Source organism: Tateyamaria sp. Alg231-49 (assembly GCF_900143535.1).
GTDB lineage: Bacteria > Pseudomonadota > Alphaproteobacteria > Rhodobacterales > Rhodobacteraceae > Tateyamaria.
Genome location: NZ_FRFA01000003.1, coordinates 352,911 through 368,949, shown reverse-complemented (window position 1 = coordinate 368,949; position 16,039 = coordinate 352,911). Strand labels below are relative to the sequence as shown.

Below are 16,039 nucleotides of genomic sequence, written 5' to 3'. Positions count from 1 at the left end.
CTGAACCTAAAGGAGAAAACCGATGACACACACCCGCTTCGCATTCGTCAAAGCCCGCTGGCACGCCGACATAGTCGACTGTGCCTATCAGGGCTTTACCGAATTGATCCTGCCGTCTCAGGTTGATGCTTATGACGTTCCCGGCGCTTTCGAGATGCCGCTGATGGCCCAGACCCTGGCCGAATCCGGGCGCTATGACGCTATCATATGTGCCGCGCTAGTTGTGGATGGCGGTATCTACCGACATGACTTTGTCGCCTCCGCTGTGGTGGATGGTCTTATGCAGGTCGGTTTGAAAACCGGAGTGCCGGTTCTGTCCGTGTCTTTGACGCCGCACCAGTTTCAGGAAACGGAGCATCACAAGACGATCTATGCAGACCACTTTGTGACCAAGGGACGCGAGGCCGCGCAAGCCGCACTTGGCATCCTCGACACACGGAAGGCTTTGCGCTCAGCGGCCTAGATAGGCGCGCAAAGCAGGGGGCGGGTTTGACATGATCTCGGACACGGGCTGGGGCGGTTCAACCCGCCCCTCGTCCACAAAGATCACATGATCTGCCGCCCGTTCCGCGTCTTCGGGCGCGTGGGTGATCATCAAAACGGTCGCGCCTGTATCCCGTGCAACCGTACTTGTCAGATCCAGCATTTCCCCTCGCAAGGCCGGGCCAAGGGCAGCAAAGGGTTCATCAAGCAGCAAAAGCGGCTTGCCTTGTACCAGCACGCGGGCAAGGGCCGCTCGGCTTTGCTGCCCACCAGAGACGTCGCCCGGTTTGCGGGCCTCAAACGCAGCCAATCCAACCTGATCAAGGGCCTCGGAAACGCGTGCCCGTTCGCCATCGGTCAACCGCAGGGACGGGCGCAAGCCCAGCCCGACATTCTGTGCCAGCGTCAGGTGCGGAAACAGGTTCCCGTCCTGAAACAGCATCGCGATGCCGCGCTGGTCCGGGGCGGCGTTGCTTACATCTTTCCCGCCCACGTCGATGCGGCCCTCAGACGGGATATACCCTCCAATCGCCCCAAGTAGGGTCGATTTTCCCGCGCCCGACGGCCCAATCACAGCGACTCGCTGACCTGCATCCACCTCGAAACTGGCCTGCAATGCAAAGCCGCCTAAACTGATCTTTAATCCTTCAACCTTCAGCATGTCGTCGCCCCCACGCATCGCACGCCCAGAACATCCCCAGTGCCAGTGTCAGCAGCAACAAGGCTGCCCCCGCGGCCGCATCCGTCCGGTAGCTGCCCATCAACCGGTACATCTGCAATGGCAGCGTTGCGCGATCCCCGTCCGCAAACAAGGCCACAACGCCCAGATCCCCGACCGACAGGGCGGCTGCCAAGCCAGCGGCAAAACCCAGCGGCGCGCGAACACGCGGCAGCACGACAATGCGCCACAAAGCCAAACCAGAGAGACCCAAGCTCGCGCTCAGGCGTCCGTATTCCGCGATCACCTGTCTCATCGCAGGCATCAGGATACGCACTGCAAAGGGCAGGGACATCATCGCATTGACCAGTGCCGTTACGATCAGCGCAAACTGCGTTGGCGCGGCAAATGGATTGATCAGGATGAACCACCCCGTCCCAATCATCAGCGGAGAGGCGGCAAGGCCGACAAGCGTCAACGCCTCCGCCCCGCCCCAGCGCGTTTGTGCCAGCCACATCGAGATGGGCAAGGCCAACGCAACAAGCACCACGGTGCTGAGTGCCGCGACCCACGCGGACGTCCAGGCCGCAGACCAGACCTGCGACGGCATCTGGCCCAATCCGGCCAGCCCGGAGGCCGCGATCGCGCCCAACGGCACCAGTAAAAACGTCGCCGCCAGACCGATCCACATCGTGTCCAAAGCGCGCAGCCCCGCTCCGCGCGCATCCCAACGTTGCACCGGGCGGTCGCGGCCCATTTGCGCCGCGATAGGTGGCAGCATCCACAACGCCGCCACCGCCGCTGACCCGGCCACAACCAGTTGCAAAAGGCTCAGCATCGCGGCGCGGCCCAGATCGAACTCAAAGCGGAAGGCCTGATAGATGGCCAACTCAATCGTCGTCGCACGTGGCCCACCCCCAAGGGTGAGCGCCACGGCAAAGCTGGTCAGGCAAATGACAAAGATCAGGGCAAATGCCCCCGGTACAACCTGCCGCAAAACGGGCCATTCCAACGTGCGAAAAACGACCACAGGGGGCAAACCCAACTGCCCGGCAAGGCGAAACTGCTCTGCCGGGATCGCCTGCCAACCTTGCAGGATCAGGCGCGTGGCCAAGGGAAGATTGAAAAACACATGGGCCAGTACGACGCCGTTCAGCCCATAGATGGACAGTGGCGGCAATCCGAACAGCCCCAGCCCCTGGCTGACCCATCCGGACCTGCCAAACACAACGAGCAGGCCCATCACGGCCACAATCACCGGCAAGATAAACGGTGCACCCAGCAAGGTGACCAGCAGCCCCCGCCCGACAAAACGACGGCGTGCCAAGGCCCGCGCCACAGGAATCGCAAACACGACGCTGACCAAGGCCGACAGAAACGACTGCCATACGGTAAAGCGCAAGGCGGCCCAATCCGCGACACCGAATGTCACGGGCCATTGGGCCTTTGACGCCACGGCGGCCAGCGCCGCTAGGATCAGAAAGAATACCGATCCCGCCGCGATTGGCCCCGTGAGCGTCGAAGTTTTTATTGGCTGAGTGTGGCGCGCCATGTCTCGATGGCCTGTGCCTGCACCTCTGCCGCCTCAGTTTCCGAATAGAACAGCACCTTTTCCGGCAGGGGCAATTGCGCCCAACCTTCGGGCCACTGATCCTCTGGCAGCGCAGACGGCAGCGACCAGTTTGCCGTTGGGATCAACGTCTGGAAATCCGTGCTCATCACGTATGCCATAAAAGCATCCGCCAGTTCCGGCTGATCCGTGGCGGCAACTTTGCCCACGGTCTCTGCCATGAAATAGTGACCCTCAGGGAAGATCGCAGCCTTCTTGGTGAAATCCTCTTCAGCGAACATGTGATAGGCGGGTGAAGTGGTGTAGCTCAGAACCATATCCGCCTCACCATCGGTGAACAAACCGTAGCTGGCCGACCAGTCCTTGGTTACGGTCAGGATCTTGGGCGACAACTGCGCCCAAGCGTCCGCTGCCTTGTCTCCGTAGACCGCTTGCACCCACAACACGAGCGCAAGGCCCGAGATCGACGTGCGCGGGTCCTGAATGACGATCTTGATATCGTCGTCCATCGCCAGCAAGTCCGCAAAACTGGCCGGGGGTGTCTCTATGCGGGTTTCGTCATAAATGAACGCTGTGTGGCCGTAGTTGAAGGGCAGGAAAATCTCATCGTCCCACACAATCGGCAGGGTCAGCGCGCTGTTGTCCTGCCCGTGCGGGGCAAACAGTTCAGTGGCGCGGGCCTTGGCGGTGACGTCGGTGGTCAGGCCAATGACCACATCAGCCTTGGTCCGCGCGCCCTCAAGCAAAAGGCGCGGCATCAAATCGCCCGTGGAAAACTCCAGATCGCACTCGCAGATTTCTTCGAAACCCGCTTCGATCTTGGGGCCGGGACCCCATTCGGAGGTAAAGTAATCCCCCGCATATACAGTCAGAACGGGCGTCTCAGCCCAAGCCACGCTGGCAGCCAGCACAGCAGCAGTTGTCATCAGATACTTCATCGCATCCTCCAATAAAGAAAGACGGCGGGAAATAGGTGTTGGGTGATCCAAACCTTCCCTCCGCCGGTGTTAACCGGTTCAGGTTCAACGGGTTCGCATCATTGCATCTCAGCTGTTGCCAGCACCCCGAGGTAAAAAGAGGTATAGGAGGGTGTCCACTAAACGGCAAGCGCCCGAGGAGCGACACTCAGCCACGGTCTCTTATAGTAGTGCTGGCGGCACGAGCGTCATAGCGCTTGACCCGTTTGTTGGACCCGTAAGGGTAGGGATCAGCACCCAAGCAACAAATCCCCAACGGACTTGGCAACGGACAGCCCGCAGCGTATGTCCCGCGTGGTCGGTTTTCGGAGTACACTTCATGTCGTTCAACACATTTGGCCATCTTTTTCGCGTGACCACATGGGGCGAAAGCCATGGGCCTGCGCTGGGCGCGACCGTGGATGGGTGCCCTCCCGGCGTGACGATTGACGAGGACATGATCCAAACATGGCTCGACAAACGCAAACCCGGCCAAAACAAATACACCACACAGCGGCGCGAACCCGATGCGGTCAAAATCCTGTCCGGGGTGTTTGAGGGCAAGACAACTGGCACACCAATCCAGTTGATGATCGAGAACACCGACCAACGTTCCAAGGACTATGGCGATATCGTCGAAAAGTTCCGGCCCGGTCATGCCGATATCTCCTATTGGCAGAAATACGGCATTCGCGACTATCGCGGTGGCGGGCGGTCTTCGGCGCGTGAAACCGCATCGCGCGTGGCGGCCAGCGGCGTGGCCCGCGCAGCCCTTTCCCATCTCGCACCCAAGGTCGAAATCAAGGGTTACATGACCCGCATGGGCACGCACGAGATTGATCGTGCGAACTTTGATTGGGGCCAGATCGATCAGAACCCGTTCTGGGTGCCGGATGCAACAGCGGCCGAGACGTGGGCCGAGTATCTGGATGGTTTGCGCAAATCGGGATCGTCCGTAGGGGCGGTGATCGAAGTTGTCGCCCGAAACGTGCCCGCCGGGTTGGGCGCACCGATCTATGGCAAACTCGACACTGATCTGGCCGCCGCCATGATGTCCATCAACGCCGTCAAAGGTGTCGAGATTGGTGAAGGCATGTCTGCCGCGATGCTGACGGGTGAATTGAACGCTGACGAGATCACGATGGGGTCTGATGGGCCAGAGTATTCTTCGAACCACGCTGGCGGCATTCTTGGCGGTATCTCAACCGGACAGGACATCGTGGTGCGCTTTGCAGTCAAACCGACCTCGTCCATTCTGCAAACCCGCCAGACCATCACCAAAGCGGGCGAACCTGCCGAGATCATCACAAAAGGCCGCCATGACCCTTGCGTGGGCATCCGCGCCGTACCCGTGGGCGAGGCGATGATGGCTTGCGTGGTCCTTGATCACCTGCTGCTGGATCGTGGTCAGACGGGTGGTGTGCGCGGGCCGATCGGCTAAGACAACAAAACGCGGACAGATCGGACCACGTTTCCAAGCGTCGCCTCATCAATGCGCGCACGCGCCATGGTGCGCAGCCCCACATACTGAGAGATCAGCATATCGGCGAGCGCGCCGCGCGCGTCGTCTGACATGTCCTTGTGTTTGGGTGAGGCCTTGAGTGCCTCGTCAATTCCATCGCGCATCGCTCCAAGCCCTGCGGACACGGCTTGGGCAATCTCGTCGTCATACATGCTGGGGCCGGCGGCGGCGGTGCACAGCAAACAGCCACGCCGGTCTCCCTGAGTCACGGCGCGGTAAGAATTGGTGAACATCGTCAGAATACGTTCTGCCCCGTTGGGAATCGCAGGATCCGTCAGCAGGGTGACACCGGCCTTCACGGCTTGCCCCTCGTAGTGGTCCAACACTTTTAGAAACAGCGTCTTCTTGTCGGTAAAGGCTTTGTAAAGACTCCCGCGGGTCAGGCCCATGCCGTCGAGCAAATCAGGTAGGGACGCGCCCTCGTACCCATGGGTCCAAAAGACCTGCATGGCTTTGTCGATGGCTTGATCGGTGTCAAAGGAACGGGGGCGTGCCATAATGCTGTCTCCAAAACGGGCTTTCCCCTCTCATATAACATTCGGAACTGTTTAGTCTATAACTCACATTTACGTGTTTTGAACTGATCGGTTCCAAATGTTAGGTGTGGATCACAACCAAACGAACCCCGCAAAGGATCAACGACATGTTCAAAGTTTTCTCAACCGTCTTCGCCATCGCTTTGGCGGGCTTCATCGCATTCTCAAACGCCGCAGATGCGGGTGCCGTCGCATCCGGGACGTTCACAGGCGCATCCGATCACATCACCACAGGTGGCGTTGAGGTCATCAAGAACGACGATGGCAGCCACACAGTTGTCCTTGGCGCCGACTTCAGCCTTGATGGCGCACCTGACCCGCGCGTTGGGTTCGGCAAAGATGGCAAGTATGACAAGGCCACAGGCATGGGCCTGCTGAAATCCCTGAACGGTAAGCAGTCCTTTACCGTGCCTGCAGGTGTGAACCCCGCCGATTTCAACCAAGTCTACATCTGGTGCTTGAAGTTCAACGTGCCTTTGGGTGTCGCCGCGATCAACTGACACCTTGCCACCTGACACGGAACCCTTCATGAGTTCCGTAACATGAAAGCACCCACGACCCAGAACAAACCCGGCACCGCCATCGGCCTCAAGCTGACGGCGGTGTTTTTGTTCATGGTCATGGCCGCGATGATCAAAGAGGCGACGCAGTCTGTGCCTGCCGGGCAGGCGGTGTTCTTTCGTTCTCTCTTTGCCATGCCCATCATCATGATTTGGATCTGGCATCGGGGTGATTTGCGTCAGGCGCTGGTGCCGGTGAACCTGATGGGTCACATCTGGCGCGGACTGTTTGGCACCACTGCGATGGCGCTGACCTTTGCGGGTCTGGGTTTGCTGCCCCTGCCCGAAGTGACAGCGATCGGGTATGCCACGCCGATGTTCACCGTCATTTTGGCGGCAGTTATGCTTGGTGAAACGGTGCGCCTGTTTCGGATCAGCGCGGTCGCCCTTGGCCTTGTCGGCGTAATGATCGTGATCTGGCCTCGGTTGAGCGTGGACGCCGATACGCTGGGCACGGCAGGCACGATTGGCGCGCTGATGGTTCTCGGGGCCTCGATCCTGCGCGCGCTGGTGCAAATACATATCCGCACGCTGGTCAAGACAGAGCACACCGCTGCAATCGTCTTTTACTTTTCACTCACGGCGACCATTCTCAGCCTGTTCAGCCTGCCATTTGGCTGGGTGATCCCATCGGCATTTGATGCAACTCTGCTGATCGGGGCCGGTCTTGTCGGGGGCGTGGCTCAAATCCTTGTCACCTCCAGCTACCGGTTCGGGGGGGCGTCGATGCTTGCGCCGTTCGACTATGCATCGCTGATCTTTGCGGCAATCATCGGGTACTTCGTCTTTGCCGAAGTGCCGACGCTGAACATGGTGGCCGGTGCAGCGCTGGTCGTTCTGGGCGGCGTGCTGATCATCTGGCGCGAACGGCAGTTGGGGATGGACCGACGCAAGGCGCGTCAGGTGACCGACCCCAAAGGTTAGGGGCGATGACAGGCCGACGCCTCCACCACCAGTCCATCCGGACCAAAGCGCAGTGTTTCAGCCGCCAGCACATCGCGGTGATTGCGGTACGTAATCACCAGCATGCCATGCCCGTGCAGAACATCGACAACCACAAAGGACAGGTCGGGTTGTGCGGCCAATGCTTTGGCCCAATAGGCGCGTAATGCGTCCTTTCCGTGCAACTCGCCACTTCCGTTTAGTCGCACTGCCTTGTGCGAGCGAAAGATAACGTCACTCGAATAGTGGGCCAGAATGCGATCCAGGTCGTGGGAGTTCCAAGCGGCCTCCCACGCCTCGGCAAATGCATCGAAATCCATGCAGTTAGCTGCGCACCAGTGTCTCGTACCCTTCCGCGATATCGCGCGCGATGGCACCAACTTCAAAGTTGTAGTCCGCAATCTGACCAACAGGCGTCACTTCAGCCGCCGTACCAGTCAGCCAGCACTGTTCGAACCCTTCAAGTTCGTCAGGCATGATGACGCGCTCGTGCACCTTGATTTGGCGATCTTCCAGCATGCCAATAACAGTCTGGCGGGTCAGGCCATTCAGGAACACATCCGCCTTGGGGGTGTGCACCTCTCCGTCTTTGACGAAGAAGATGTTGGCCCCGGTGCATTCGGCGACATAGCCGCGATAATCCATGAACAGGGCATCAGAACAACCCTTGGCTTCTGCCGCGTGTTTGGAGGTGGTGCAGATCATGTAAAGGCCGGCGGCCTTGGCATGTACCGGCGCTGTCTCGGGCGATGGGCGTTTCCACTTGGCGATGTCGATCTTGGCGCCTTTGAACTTTGCGTCCCCATAATAGCTGCCCCATTCCCACGCCGCGATGGCCAGATGAACAGGGTTGCGGGCAGACGCGACACCCATGTCTTCACCAGCACCACGCCACGCCACTGCGCGCACATAGGCATCCGTCAGGCCGTTGGCGGTCAGCACTTGCTGCTTGGCGGCTTCGATCTCGTCCACCGTGTAGGGAATCTGGAAGTCCAGCTCATTGGCCGAAAAGTGCAGACGTTCCGAGTGTTTACGGCTGAGAAAAATCTTGCCGTTATACGCACGCTCACCTTCAAAGACCGAGCTGGCATAGTGCATGGCATGGGTCAGGACATGGACATTGGCTGTGCGCCAGTCGACCATTTGGCCGTCCATCCAGATTTTTCCATCACGATCATCATAGCCAGCCATGTCAGTCTCCGTAGTTTGCGAAAATTGCGCGATTAGGTCCGCTGTGGACATAAAGTTGCGCAAAACTTGCGATTCGATATCGCTTCGCTCTTGGAATGTCAACAAGGCTGACTTAAACTGCCTGCAAAACGACCAAGAGTGAAACGGGGGGAAGCATGGCCGACGGACGCCCAAGTGCCGCGATCAGTGGGGAAAACCTGCTGTTCCTGACAGATGAACAATTGCGGCAGGGGATCGAGGCGATGTTCTTTGCCTATCGCGGGTTCACCGCCGATCCAGACCGTATTCTGACAGACATGGCCTATGGACGCGCCCATCACCGGGCGATCCATTTCATCAATCGCGCGCCGGGTACGACCGTGAACAACCTGCTCAACATTCTTGGTGTGACCAAGCAATCGCTGAACCGGGTGCTGCGCACTCTGATCGCTGACGGGCTGGTGGAAAGCCGCGTGGGCCGTATCGATAAACGCGAACGCCACCTTTACCTCACCGACGAGGGCCGGCTGCTTGAGGGGCGTTTGTCAGATGCTCAACGCGCCCGGATGCGTGCCGCGTTTCGTGATGCTGGACCCGAAGCGGTGGCAGGATTTCGGCAGGTGCTAGAGGCGATGATGGACAGCGAAATGCAACGCGCTTACACACGCCTCAAGGAGAGCGGCACATGAGTACATTCGATGCCCATCTGCTGATCGTGGATGATGACGAGCGGATCAGATCGCTGTTGCAGAAGTTTCTGATGCGCAATGGGTTTTTGGTGACAGCGGCGCGTGACGCCGAACATGCGCGCCGCATTCTGACCGGTCTTGATTTTGATATGATCGTGCTGGACGTGATGATGCCGGGCGAGGATGGGCTGAGCCTGTGCCGTGCCCTGCGCGAAACCCACGCCACCCCGATCCTGTTGCTGACAGCCAAGGGTGACACCGAAAACCGGATTGAGGGGCTAGAGGCTGGGGCGGACGATTATCTGCCCAAACCTTTTGAACCCAAAGAGCTGCTGCTGCGCATCAACGCCATTCTGCGCCGTGTGCCCGACGTGGACGAGGCCGAGGCGACGCCAAAGATCCTGACGCTTGGCCCAATCCGCTACGACATGGAACGGGGTGAGATGTGGCAAGGCTCGGAACTTGTGCGCCTGACGGCTACAGAGATGCAGTTGATGAAACTGTTTTCGGCTCAGCCTGGCGAAGCCATCAGCCGCGCCCAACTTGTCGAGGATCTGGGCCGTGACCGAGGGCAGGCGCAAGAACGGGCCGTCGATGTGCAGATCACCCGCCTGCGCCGCAAAATCGAAACCGACCCCAAGCAACCACGCTATCTCCAAACTGTGCGCGGGGCGGGGTACATGCTGGCCCCGGATTAAGCCATGACCACAGCTCTTCTGACACATGCCGACGGTTTGTTGCATGTCACCCCGACCGGGATGCCCGAACAGGTGGCACGGCTCGCCTACATACAGCGTGCGCTCGAGGATCTCGATGTTTTGCGTGTTGATCCGCCTTTGGCCAACGACGCCTCCATCGCGCTATGCCACCCGCAAAGCTATATCGATTTTGTCCGATCCAAGATGCCGACAGACGGCTTTGCTGGGCTGGACCGCGAAACGGACGCCGAAACCTTTTTGTCGCCCACCTCCGAGAGCGCCATCTGGCGCGCAGCGGGCGGCGCGGTAAAGGCTGTGGATATGGTGCTGGACGATGAGGTGACCAATGCCTTTGTCGCCATGCGTCCACCCGGACACCATGCAGAACAGAAACTGCCCATGGGCTTCTGCATCTTTGGCAACGTCGCAATCGCTGCCAAACATGCGCTTGAGGTGCATGGGCTCAGCCGGGTCGCGGTTGTCGACTTTGACGTACATCACGGTAACGGGACTCAGGCTCTGTTGCAGGACGACCCGCGTGCGCTTGTGGTGACTTCCCAGCAAATGCCGCTTTGGCCTGGCACGGGCGAAGCCTCTGATCGCGGCCCGCACGGGACGGTTCTCAACATCCCACTTGCCCCCGGAACCGATGGGGCACACGCCATTGCAGAATACGAAAGGTTGGTCTTGCCTGCACTGATCAAGCATCAGCCCGAATTGATCTTGATCTCCGCCGGATTCGACGCCCATCAGGATGACCCGCTGGCGCAACTCAACTGGACCGTCGATACCTATTCCACTCTCACCGATATGCTCACAAAAACTGCACAAACCCTGTGCGAACGCCGGGTGGTATCGGTGCTGGAAGGCGGCTATGATCTCGACGCGCTGGCGCTGTGTGCCCGCGCCCATGTCCAATCGCTGATGAAGGCCGCCCAATGACAGACCGCCCCGTAGACGAGATGAGCTTTGAAGAGGCGATGGCCGAATTGGAACAGGTTCTGGGCCAGCTGGAACGCGGTGACGTTGCGCTGGATGCTTCCATCACGCTCTATGAACGCGGTGCAGCACTCAAGGCCCGCTGCGAGACCAAGCTGAAAGAGGCCGAGGAGAAGGTTGCCGCCATCACACTCGACGGCGACGGAAATCCCACAGGTCTGAAACCGGTCAGCGACCTCTAAGTCGTGTTCCAAGAGCACCTAACCGAAGCGAGCCGTGCCATTCAGGCGCAGTTTGACGCTGTCCTTGCAGGACTGGGCGATCTGCCGGTAATCCACGCCATGGCGCATGCGACGCTTGGTGGCAAACGTCTGCGCGGCTTCATGGTGCTGGAAAGCGCGCGCTTGCATGGGATTGACCCGAGCACGGCCATCTGGCCCGCAACCGGGATCGAGGCCTTGCACGCCTATTCGCTTGTGCATGATGATCTGCCCTGCATGGACGATGACGACCTGCGGCGCGGTGCGCCCACAGTCCACGTCAAATGGGACGAGGCAACGGCGGTTCTGGCCGGGGACGCGCTGCAAACGCTGGCCTTTGAACTGGTGAGCAACCCCGCCGTTGGGAATGGAGACGTCCGCGCAGATCTGGCTTTGTCGCTTGCGCAGGCTTCGGGCGCAAAAGGCATGGTTCTGGGCCAAGCCCTCGACATCGCCGCCGAAACCGCCGCCAGCCCCCTGACCCTCGACGAAATCACCGCCCTGCAGCGGGGCAAGACCGGGGCACTGATCGAATGGTCCGCGACCGCTGGCGCTCGGATGGCGCAAGCCGACCTCGCGCCGCTCCAATCCTACGCTCGCGCCCTTGGCCTTGCCTTCCAGATCGCGGATGATGTGCTCGATGTGACGAGCGATGCAGCCACCATGGGCAAGGCAACAGGAAAGGATGCTGACGCGGGCAAGGCCACATTTGTTTCCTTTCTTGGCCTCTCCGAGGCGAAACGCCGCGCAGATGATCTGGTGACTGAGGCCTGTGATGCCTTAAGTGTTTATCAGGCCAAGGCAGACATATTGCGGGACGCCGCCCGCTTTGTCGTGACTCGCAACACGTGAAAGACGAACATGACTGACGCCCCCAAAACCCCGCTTCTGGATACGGTCCAGCGCCCCGCCGATCTGAAACAGTTCTCAGACGCGCAGCTGCGCCAGATCGCCGACGAAGTGCGCGCCGAAACGGTGTCTGCCGTGTCCGTGACGGGTGGGCACCTCGGCGCAGGCCTCGGCGTCGTCGAATTGACCGTCGCGTTGCATGCCGTCTTTGACACCCCACGGGACAAGCTGATCTGGGATGTGGGCCACCAGTGCTACCCCCACAAAATCCTGACCGAACGGCGCGACCGCATCCGCACCCTGCGGATGAAGGATGGCCTGAGCGGGTTCACCAAGCGCAGCGAGTCGCCCTACGACCCATTCGGTGCCGCGCATTCTTCGACCTCGATCAGCGCAGCACTCGGCTTTGCCGTGGCGCGTGATCTGGGCGGCACCCCGCCCGAGGGGGCTGGGGATGCGATTGCGGTTATTGGTGATGGGTCGATGAGCGCAGGCATGGCCTATGAGGCGATGAACAACGCAGGCCATTTGGGCAAACGCCTGGTCGTGATCCTGAACGACAACGAGATGTCGATTGCACCGCCCGTCGGCGCGATGTCGTCCTACCTGTCCCGCCTCTATGCTCAGAACCCATTCCATGAACTAAAAGCGGCGGCCAAAGGAGCGGTCAGCATGCTGCCCGAACCCTTCCGCGAAGGGGCGAAGCGGGCCAAGGAAATGCTCAAGGGCATGGCCGTTGGTGGCACGCTGTTCGAAGAGTTGGGGTTCAGTTACCTTGGCCCCATCGACGGGCACGACATGGACCAACTTTTGCCTGTTCTGCGCACAGTCAAAGAACGCGCAACGGGCCCCATCCTGATCCATGTGCTGACAAAAAAGGGCAAGGGATATGCCCCGGCCGAAACGGCGCGGGACAAGGGCCACGCCACGGCCAAGTTCGACGTGCTCACCGGGGCGCAGAAAAAGACGCCTTCGAACGCGCCGAGCTATACCAAAGTGTTTGCCGAACACCTGATCAAAGAGGCGCAGGCCGATGACAAAATCTGCGCGGTGACGGCGGCCATGCCGGATGGCACTGGCCTGAACCTGTTTGCGGAACGCTATCCGAGCCGTTGTTTTGACGTTGGGATCGCTGAGCAGCATGGCGTGACATTCTCCGCAGCGCTTGCAGCAGGCGGGATGAAACCGTTTTGCGCTATGTATTCGACGTTTCTGCAGCGCGGTTACGATCAGGTGGTGCACGATGTGGCGATCCAACGTCTGCCTGTGCGTTTTGCCATCGACCGCGCTGGGCTTGTGGGGGCGGATGGGGCGACCCATGCCGGGGCGTTCGACGTTGCGTATCTCTCCAACCTGCCGGGTTTTGTCGTGATGGCAGCAGCGGATGAGGCAGAGCTTGCCCATATGGTTGCAACGGCCGCAGCGCATGACGATGGGCCAATCGCCTTCCGCTTTCCCCGTGGCGAAGGGATGGGCGTCGAGATGCCGGAACGCGGAACTCCGATCGAGATTGGCAAAGGTCGCATGATCCGCAAAGGAAAAGGCGTGGCCATCCTCAGCTTTGGCACGCGCCTGTCCGAGGTGGAAAAAGCGGCAGAGAACCTGAGTGCCAAGGGGATAACTCCGACCGTAGCCGATGCGCGATTTGCAAAACCGCTGGACCGCGACCTGATCCTTGAACTGGCCAGCACCCATGATGCGCTAATTACCATCGAAGAGGGTGCAGTAGGCGGATTTGGAAGTCACGTCGCACAGCTATTGGCGGACGAGGGAGTGTTTGACCGAGGGCTCAAGTTCCGGTCGATGGTACTGCCAGACACGTTCATCGATCAATCCAGCCCGGCGGATATGTACGCCATTGCGGGCATGAACGCCGAGCAGATTGAGGCCAAGGTGCTGAGTGTGCTTGGCGTTGCGTCACTCGGAGAAGCACGCGCCTGACTCTTGCGTGCGCGCCGAAGTTGGGCCACGCTGAGACGATGGATATCCAAAGTCGCCCTGTCCTTTACTACCGCTGGGTCGTTTTTGTCTTGGCCGCAGGATACTGCCTGTACCAGATGCTGTTCGGCCAGTGGACCGGGCCGGGCGGTCCATTTCGTTACCTAACGATATGGGCGCTGTTTTTGTCCTTCTTCTCGGCCAGCAGAATGCTTGCGCGCACCGAAGGGCGGATCACCCGGTCCCACGAGGTGACGGCGATGTGCGCGGCTGTGCTAAACGTCATGGTCGTTTTCCTTTATTGGAGACTTTACCTGACGGACCCGGCACTGGTGAACAATGGCGACCCGATTGTGTGGTGGTTGGAATATTACCTGCATGGGCTCGGGCCTGTGTTGCAGATCATCGACGCGCTGTTCATTGCGGCCGTGTTTCGCCGTGTGTGGCGGGCGGTATTGCCCCTGATGGCGATCATCGCGGCTTATATTGCGTGGGCCGAATTCTTTGTGCAGCGGTTCAACGAACGACCCATGGGCAGTGTCACTAGCGGCCTGCCTTATCCCTTCCTCAACAACTTGGAATTGCCAGAACGGGCGATGTTTTATGCCGTGAACGCAGGAACGGCGCTGGGTCTGCTGGTTGTCTTTGGCTTGCTTGGCGCTGCCATCTACCGGGTTAAGGGCGCGCGCATGGCGGCCTAATCCGCTTCCTGTGCCAGCAAGGCGGCCAACCCTTCGCGATAAGTTGGATAAAGGAGCTTTACCCCCAGCTCGTCCTTGATCCGATCATTTCTGACCCGCTTGCTCTCGGCATAAAAACTGCGCGCCATGGGGGTCATCTCTGCGGTTTCGAAATCCAGCGCTGGGGGCATCGGTACGCCCAGAAGTTTGGCGGCGTGCCCGATCACGTCCTGTGGCGGGGCGGGGTCATTGTCGCACACATTGTATATGGCCCCCGGATTGGGTTGGGCGATGGATGCGGCGATCACTTGGGCGATGTCGTCCACATGGATCCGTGAAAACACCTGCCCATCCTTTATGATCCGACGTGCAGTGCCGCTGCGCACCTTGGCAAAGGGACCACGGCCAGGTCCGTAAATGCCAGCCAGTCGAAAGATATGCAGGGGCAGGCCCGGGATGGCCGCCCATTCCGCTTCGGCGTCGACCCGCCAAAGCCCGCGTTTGGTTGCCGGGGTCAGCGCGGCGTTTTCGTCGACCCAACCGCCTTGGTGGTCGCCATAAACGCCTGTGGTAGACAGGTACCCTGCCCACTCAAACGAGGTTGCGCGCGCCACGATCTGCGCCCCGACGTCGCGCAACACCGGGTCTCCTTCGGCATCGGGTCCAGCGGAAATCAACAGGTGCGTGGCCTCGGCGATGGCCTCACCGACATCAGAGCCGGGAAAAATCGCGGGTTCTATACCTGAAGCTGCCAGAGCCTCGGCCTTTTCCGCACTGCGCGTGGTCCCAATGATCCGCCACCCTTGTGGCAAAAGCAGCTTGGTCAACGCACGCGCCGAAAACCCGTGGCCAAAGGAAAGAAGTGTCTTGGTCATGGCACCATAGGTGCCAACTGTCGCAGCATTGGACAAGCCCCTTGCCAACGGCCTCCTGCCTTTGCCTTACTGGCGGTATGAGTGACACGCCCAACGCCGACATCGCCTACACCCTGAAGACGCCAGAAGACTCGGTGCGCCTGTATCGACAATGGGCCGAGACTTATGACGAGACCTTTGCCGAGGCGACGGATTACGTTCTGCACCTAGAGGTGGCGCGCCATTTTGTGCTGATTGGCGGGTTCGGGCCTGTGCTTGATGTTGGTGCGGGAACGGGATTGTGCGGTGCGGCATTGCGTGCACGCGGTATTGGTCCTGTGGATGGCACGGACATATCGCCAGACATGCTGAAGGTCGCGGGCGATAAAGACATCTATCGGCATGTGTTTGAGGGTGATCTACTTGTGGGGCTGACCCTGCCAGATGGCCTGTATCAGGGCGCGGTGAGCTCGGGCACATTTACCCACGGGCATGTCGGGCCACAGGGGATCGATACGGTACTGGACTCCGTGCGCCCCGGTGGCTGGATTGTGTTGGCCGTCAACGCGCAGCACTACGCCGCCGCTGGGTTCGCCGCCAAAATGGATGAAATAGAAACGCGCATCACAGATTTCAGCGAAACCGAAGTCCCGATCTACGGGCCTGCATCTGCAGGCGCGCGCGCTAGAGACACCTCTTTGTTGCTGAGCTTCCGCAAGGCCTAAGCACGCGGGT

The 16,039-nt window shown here is 59.9% G+C and carries 19 protein-coding genes and 1 riboswitch; of the genes, 12 read left to right on the top strand and 7 right to left on the bottom strand.

Annotation, left to right across the window (positions count from 1 at the left end):
• Positions 1-22 precede the first annotated feature (22 nt).
• Positions 23-463 carry a 6,7-dimethyl-8-ribityllumazine synthase gene (locus DHN60_RS07765; RefSeq protein WP_108836693.1) on the top strand — a complete coding sequence of 147 codons (441 nt, stop codon included), beginning with the start codon at positions 23-25 and terminating at the stop codon, positions 461-463.
• Here DHN60_RS07765 and DHN60_RS07760 read toward each other — a convergent pair.
• From DHN60_RS07760 to DHN60_RS07750, 3 genes are read right to left on the bottom strand one after another with little or no spacing between them, the layout of a single operon-like run.
• Positions 452-1,144: an ATP-binding cassette domain-containing protein gene (locus DHN60_RS07760; protein ID WP_108836755.1), complete on the bottom strand. Its 693-nt coding sequence runs from the start codon at positions 1,142-1,144 to the stop codon at positions 452-454. The genes DHN60_RS07765 and DHN60_RS07760 overlap by 12 nt on opposite strands.
• A complete protein-coding gene (locus DHN60_RS07755) occupies positions 1,131-2,693 on the bottom strand; it encodes a thiamine/thiamine pyrophosphate ABC transporter permease ThiP (RefSeq protein ID WP_108836692.1) in 1,563 nt (520 codons plus the stop codon). The genes DHN60_RS07760 and DHN60_RS07755 overlap by 14 nt, the downstream gene beginning before the upstream one ends.
• Positions 2,669-3,649, bottom strand: coding sequence for a thiamine ABC transporter substrate binding subunit (locus DHN60_RS07750; RefSeq protein ID WP_108836691.1), 981 nt, complete (start codon positions 3,647-3,649; stop codon positions 2,669-2,671). The genes DHN60_RS07755 and DHN60_RS07750 overlap by 25 nt, the downstream gene beginning before the upstream one ends.
• A 38-nt stretch (positions 3,650-3,687) precedes the next feature.
• Positions 3,688-3,788, bottom strand: a riboswitch (TPP riboswitch).
• A 219-nt stretch (positions 3,789-4,007) separates the two neighbouring features.
• Between DHN60_RS07750 and aroC the strand changes: the two genes are divergently transcribed.
• Entirely contained in the window at positions 4,008-5,108 is a 1,101-nt protein-coding gene (aroC, locus tag DHN60_RS07745; RefSeq protein ID WP_108836690.1) for a chorismate synthase, read from the top strand.
• Here the strand turns inward: aroC and DHN60_RS07740 are convergent.
• Positions 5,105-5,686: a TetR/AcrR family transcriptional regulator gene (locus DHN60_RS07740; RefSeq protein WP_108836689.1), complete on the bottom strand. Its 582-nt coding sequence runs from the start codon at positions 5,684-5,686 to the stop codon at positions 5,105-5,107. The genes aroC and DHN60_RS07740 overlap by 4 nt on opposite strands.
• A gap of 146 nt (positions 5,687-5,832) precedes the next feature.
• Here DHN60_RS07740 and DHN60_RS07735 point away from each other — a divergent pair, with 146 nt between their 5' ends.
• On the top strand, positions 5,833-6,225 hold the full coding sequence (locus DHN60_RS07735) for a DM13 domain-containing protein (protein ID WP_108836754.1): 393 nt from the start codon (positions 5,833-5,835) through the stop codon (positions 6,223-6,225).
• A gap of 42 nt (positions 6,226-6,267) precedes the next feature.
• Positions 6,268-7,209, top strand: a complete 942-nt coding sequence (locus DHN60_RS07730) for a DMT family transporter (protein ID WP_108836688.1) — start codon at positions 6,268-6,270, stop codon at positions 7,207-7,209.
• On the opposite strand, the gene DHN60_RS07725 is transcribed toward DHN60_RS07730, so the two are convergent.
• The gene (locus tag DHN60_RS07725; RefSeq protein ID WP_108836687.1) at positions 7,206-7,547 is read right to left on the bottom strand and encodes a nuclear transport factor 2 family protein; all 342 of its coding nucleotides are present in this window, start codon (positions 7,545-7,547) and stop codon (positions 7,206-7,208) included. The genes DHN60_RS07730 and DHN60_RS07725 overlap by 4 nt on opposite strands.
• Positions 7,548-7,551: 4 nt before the next feature.
• Positions 7,552-8,418 carry a branched-chain amino acid aminotransferase gene (locus tag DHN60_RS07720; RefSeq protein ID WP_108836753.1) on the bottom strand — a complete coding sequence of 289 codons (867 nt, stop codon included), beginning with the start codon at positions 8,416-8,418 and terminating at the stop codon, positions 7,552-7,554.
• Between the two features lie 155 nt (positions 8,419-8,573).
• On the opposite strand from DHN60_RS07720, the gene DHN60_RS07715 reads away from it, so the two are divergent.
• From DHN60_RS07715 to DHN60_RS07685, 7 genes are read left to right on the top strand one after another with little or no spacing between them, the layout of a single operon-like run.
• Entirely contained in the window at positions 8,574-9,086 is a 513-nt protein-coding gene (locus DHN60_RS07715; protein ID WP_108836686.1) for a MarR family winged helix-turn-helix transcriptional regulator, read from the top strand.
• A complete protein-coding gene (locus DHN60_RS07710) occupies positions 9,083-9,784 on the top strand; it encodes a response regulator (RefSeq protein ID WP_108836685.1) in 702 nt (233 codons plus the stop codon). Before DHN60_RS07715 ends, DHN60_RS07710 begins: the two co-directional genes overlap by 4 nt.
• Positions 9,785-9,787: 3 nt before the next feature.
• Entirely contained in the window at positions 9,788-10,726 is a 939-nt protein-coding gene (locus tag DHN60_RS07705; RefSeq protein ID WP_108836684.1) for a histone deacetylase family protein, read from the top strand.
• Positions 10,723-10,965: an exodeoxyribonuclease VII small subunit gene (locus DHN60_RS07700; RefSeq protein ID WP_108836683.1), complete on the top strand. Its 243-nt coding sequence runs from the start codon at positions 10,723-10,725 to the stop codon at positions 10,963-10,965. The genes DHN60_RS07705 and DHN60_RS07700 overlap by 4 nt, the downstream gene beginning before the upstream one ends.
• A 3-nt stretch (positions 10,966-10,968) precedes the next feature.
• Positions 10,969-11,835 (top strand): polyprenyl synthetase family protein, encoded by an 867-nt coding sequence (locus tag DHN60_RS07695; RefSeq protein ID WP_108836682.1) that lies wholly within the window; start codon positions 10,969-10,971, stop codon positions 11,833-11,835.
• A gap of 9 nt (positions 11,836-11,844) precedes the next feature.
• Positions 11,845-13,773 carry a 1-deoxy-D-xylulose-5-phosphate synthase gene (gene dxs, locus DHN60_RS07690; RefSeq protein WP_108836681.1) on the top strand — a complete coding sequence of 643 codons (1,929 nt, stop codon included), beginning with the start codon at positions 11,845-11,847 and terminating at the stop codon, positions 13,771-13,773.
• A 38-nt stretch (positions 13,774-13,811) separates the two neighbouring features.
• On the top strand, positions 13,812-14,471 hold the full coding sequence (locus DHN60_RS07685; protein WP_108836680.1) for a hypothetical protein: 660 nt from the start codon (positions 13,812-13,814) through the stop codon (positions 14,469-14,471).
• Here DHN60_RS07685 and DHN60_RS07680 read toward each other — a convergent pair.
• Positions 14,468-15,325: an SDR family oxidoreductase gene (locus DHN60_RS07680; protein WP_108836679.1), complete on the bottom strand. Its 858-nt coding sequence runs from the start codon at positions 15,323-15,325 to the stop codon at positions 14,468-14,470. The two genes, DHN60_RS07685 and DHN60_RS07680, sit on opposite strands and share 4 nt — an antisense overlap.
• Before the next feature lie 77 nt (positions 15,326-15,402).
• Here DHN60_RS07680 and DHN60_RS07675 point away from each other — a divergent pair, with 77 nt between their 5' ends.
• On the top strand, positions 15,403-16,029 hold the full coding sequence (locus DHN60_RS07675) for a class I SAM-dependent methyltransferase (protein ID WP_108836678.1): 627 nt from the start codon (positions 15,403-15,405) through the stop codon (positions 16,027-16,029).
• Positions 16,030-16,039: the final 10 nt, after the last annotated feature.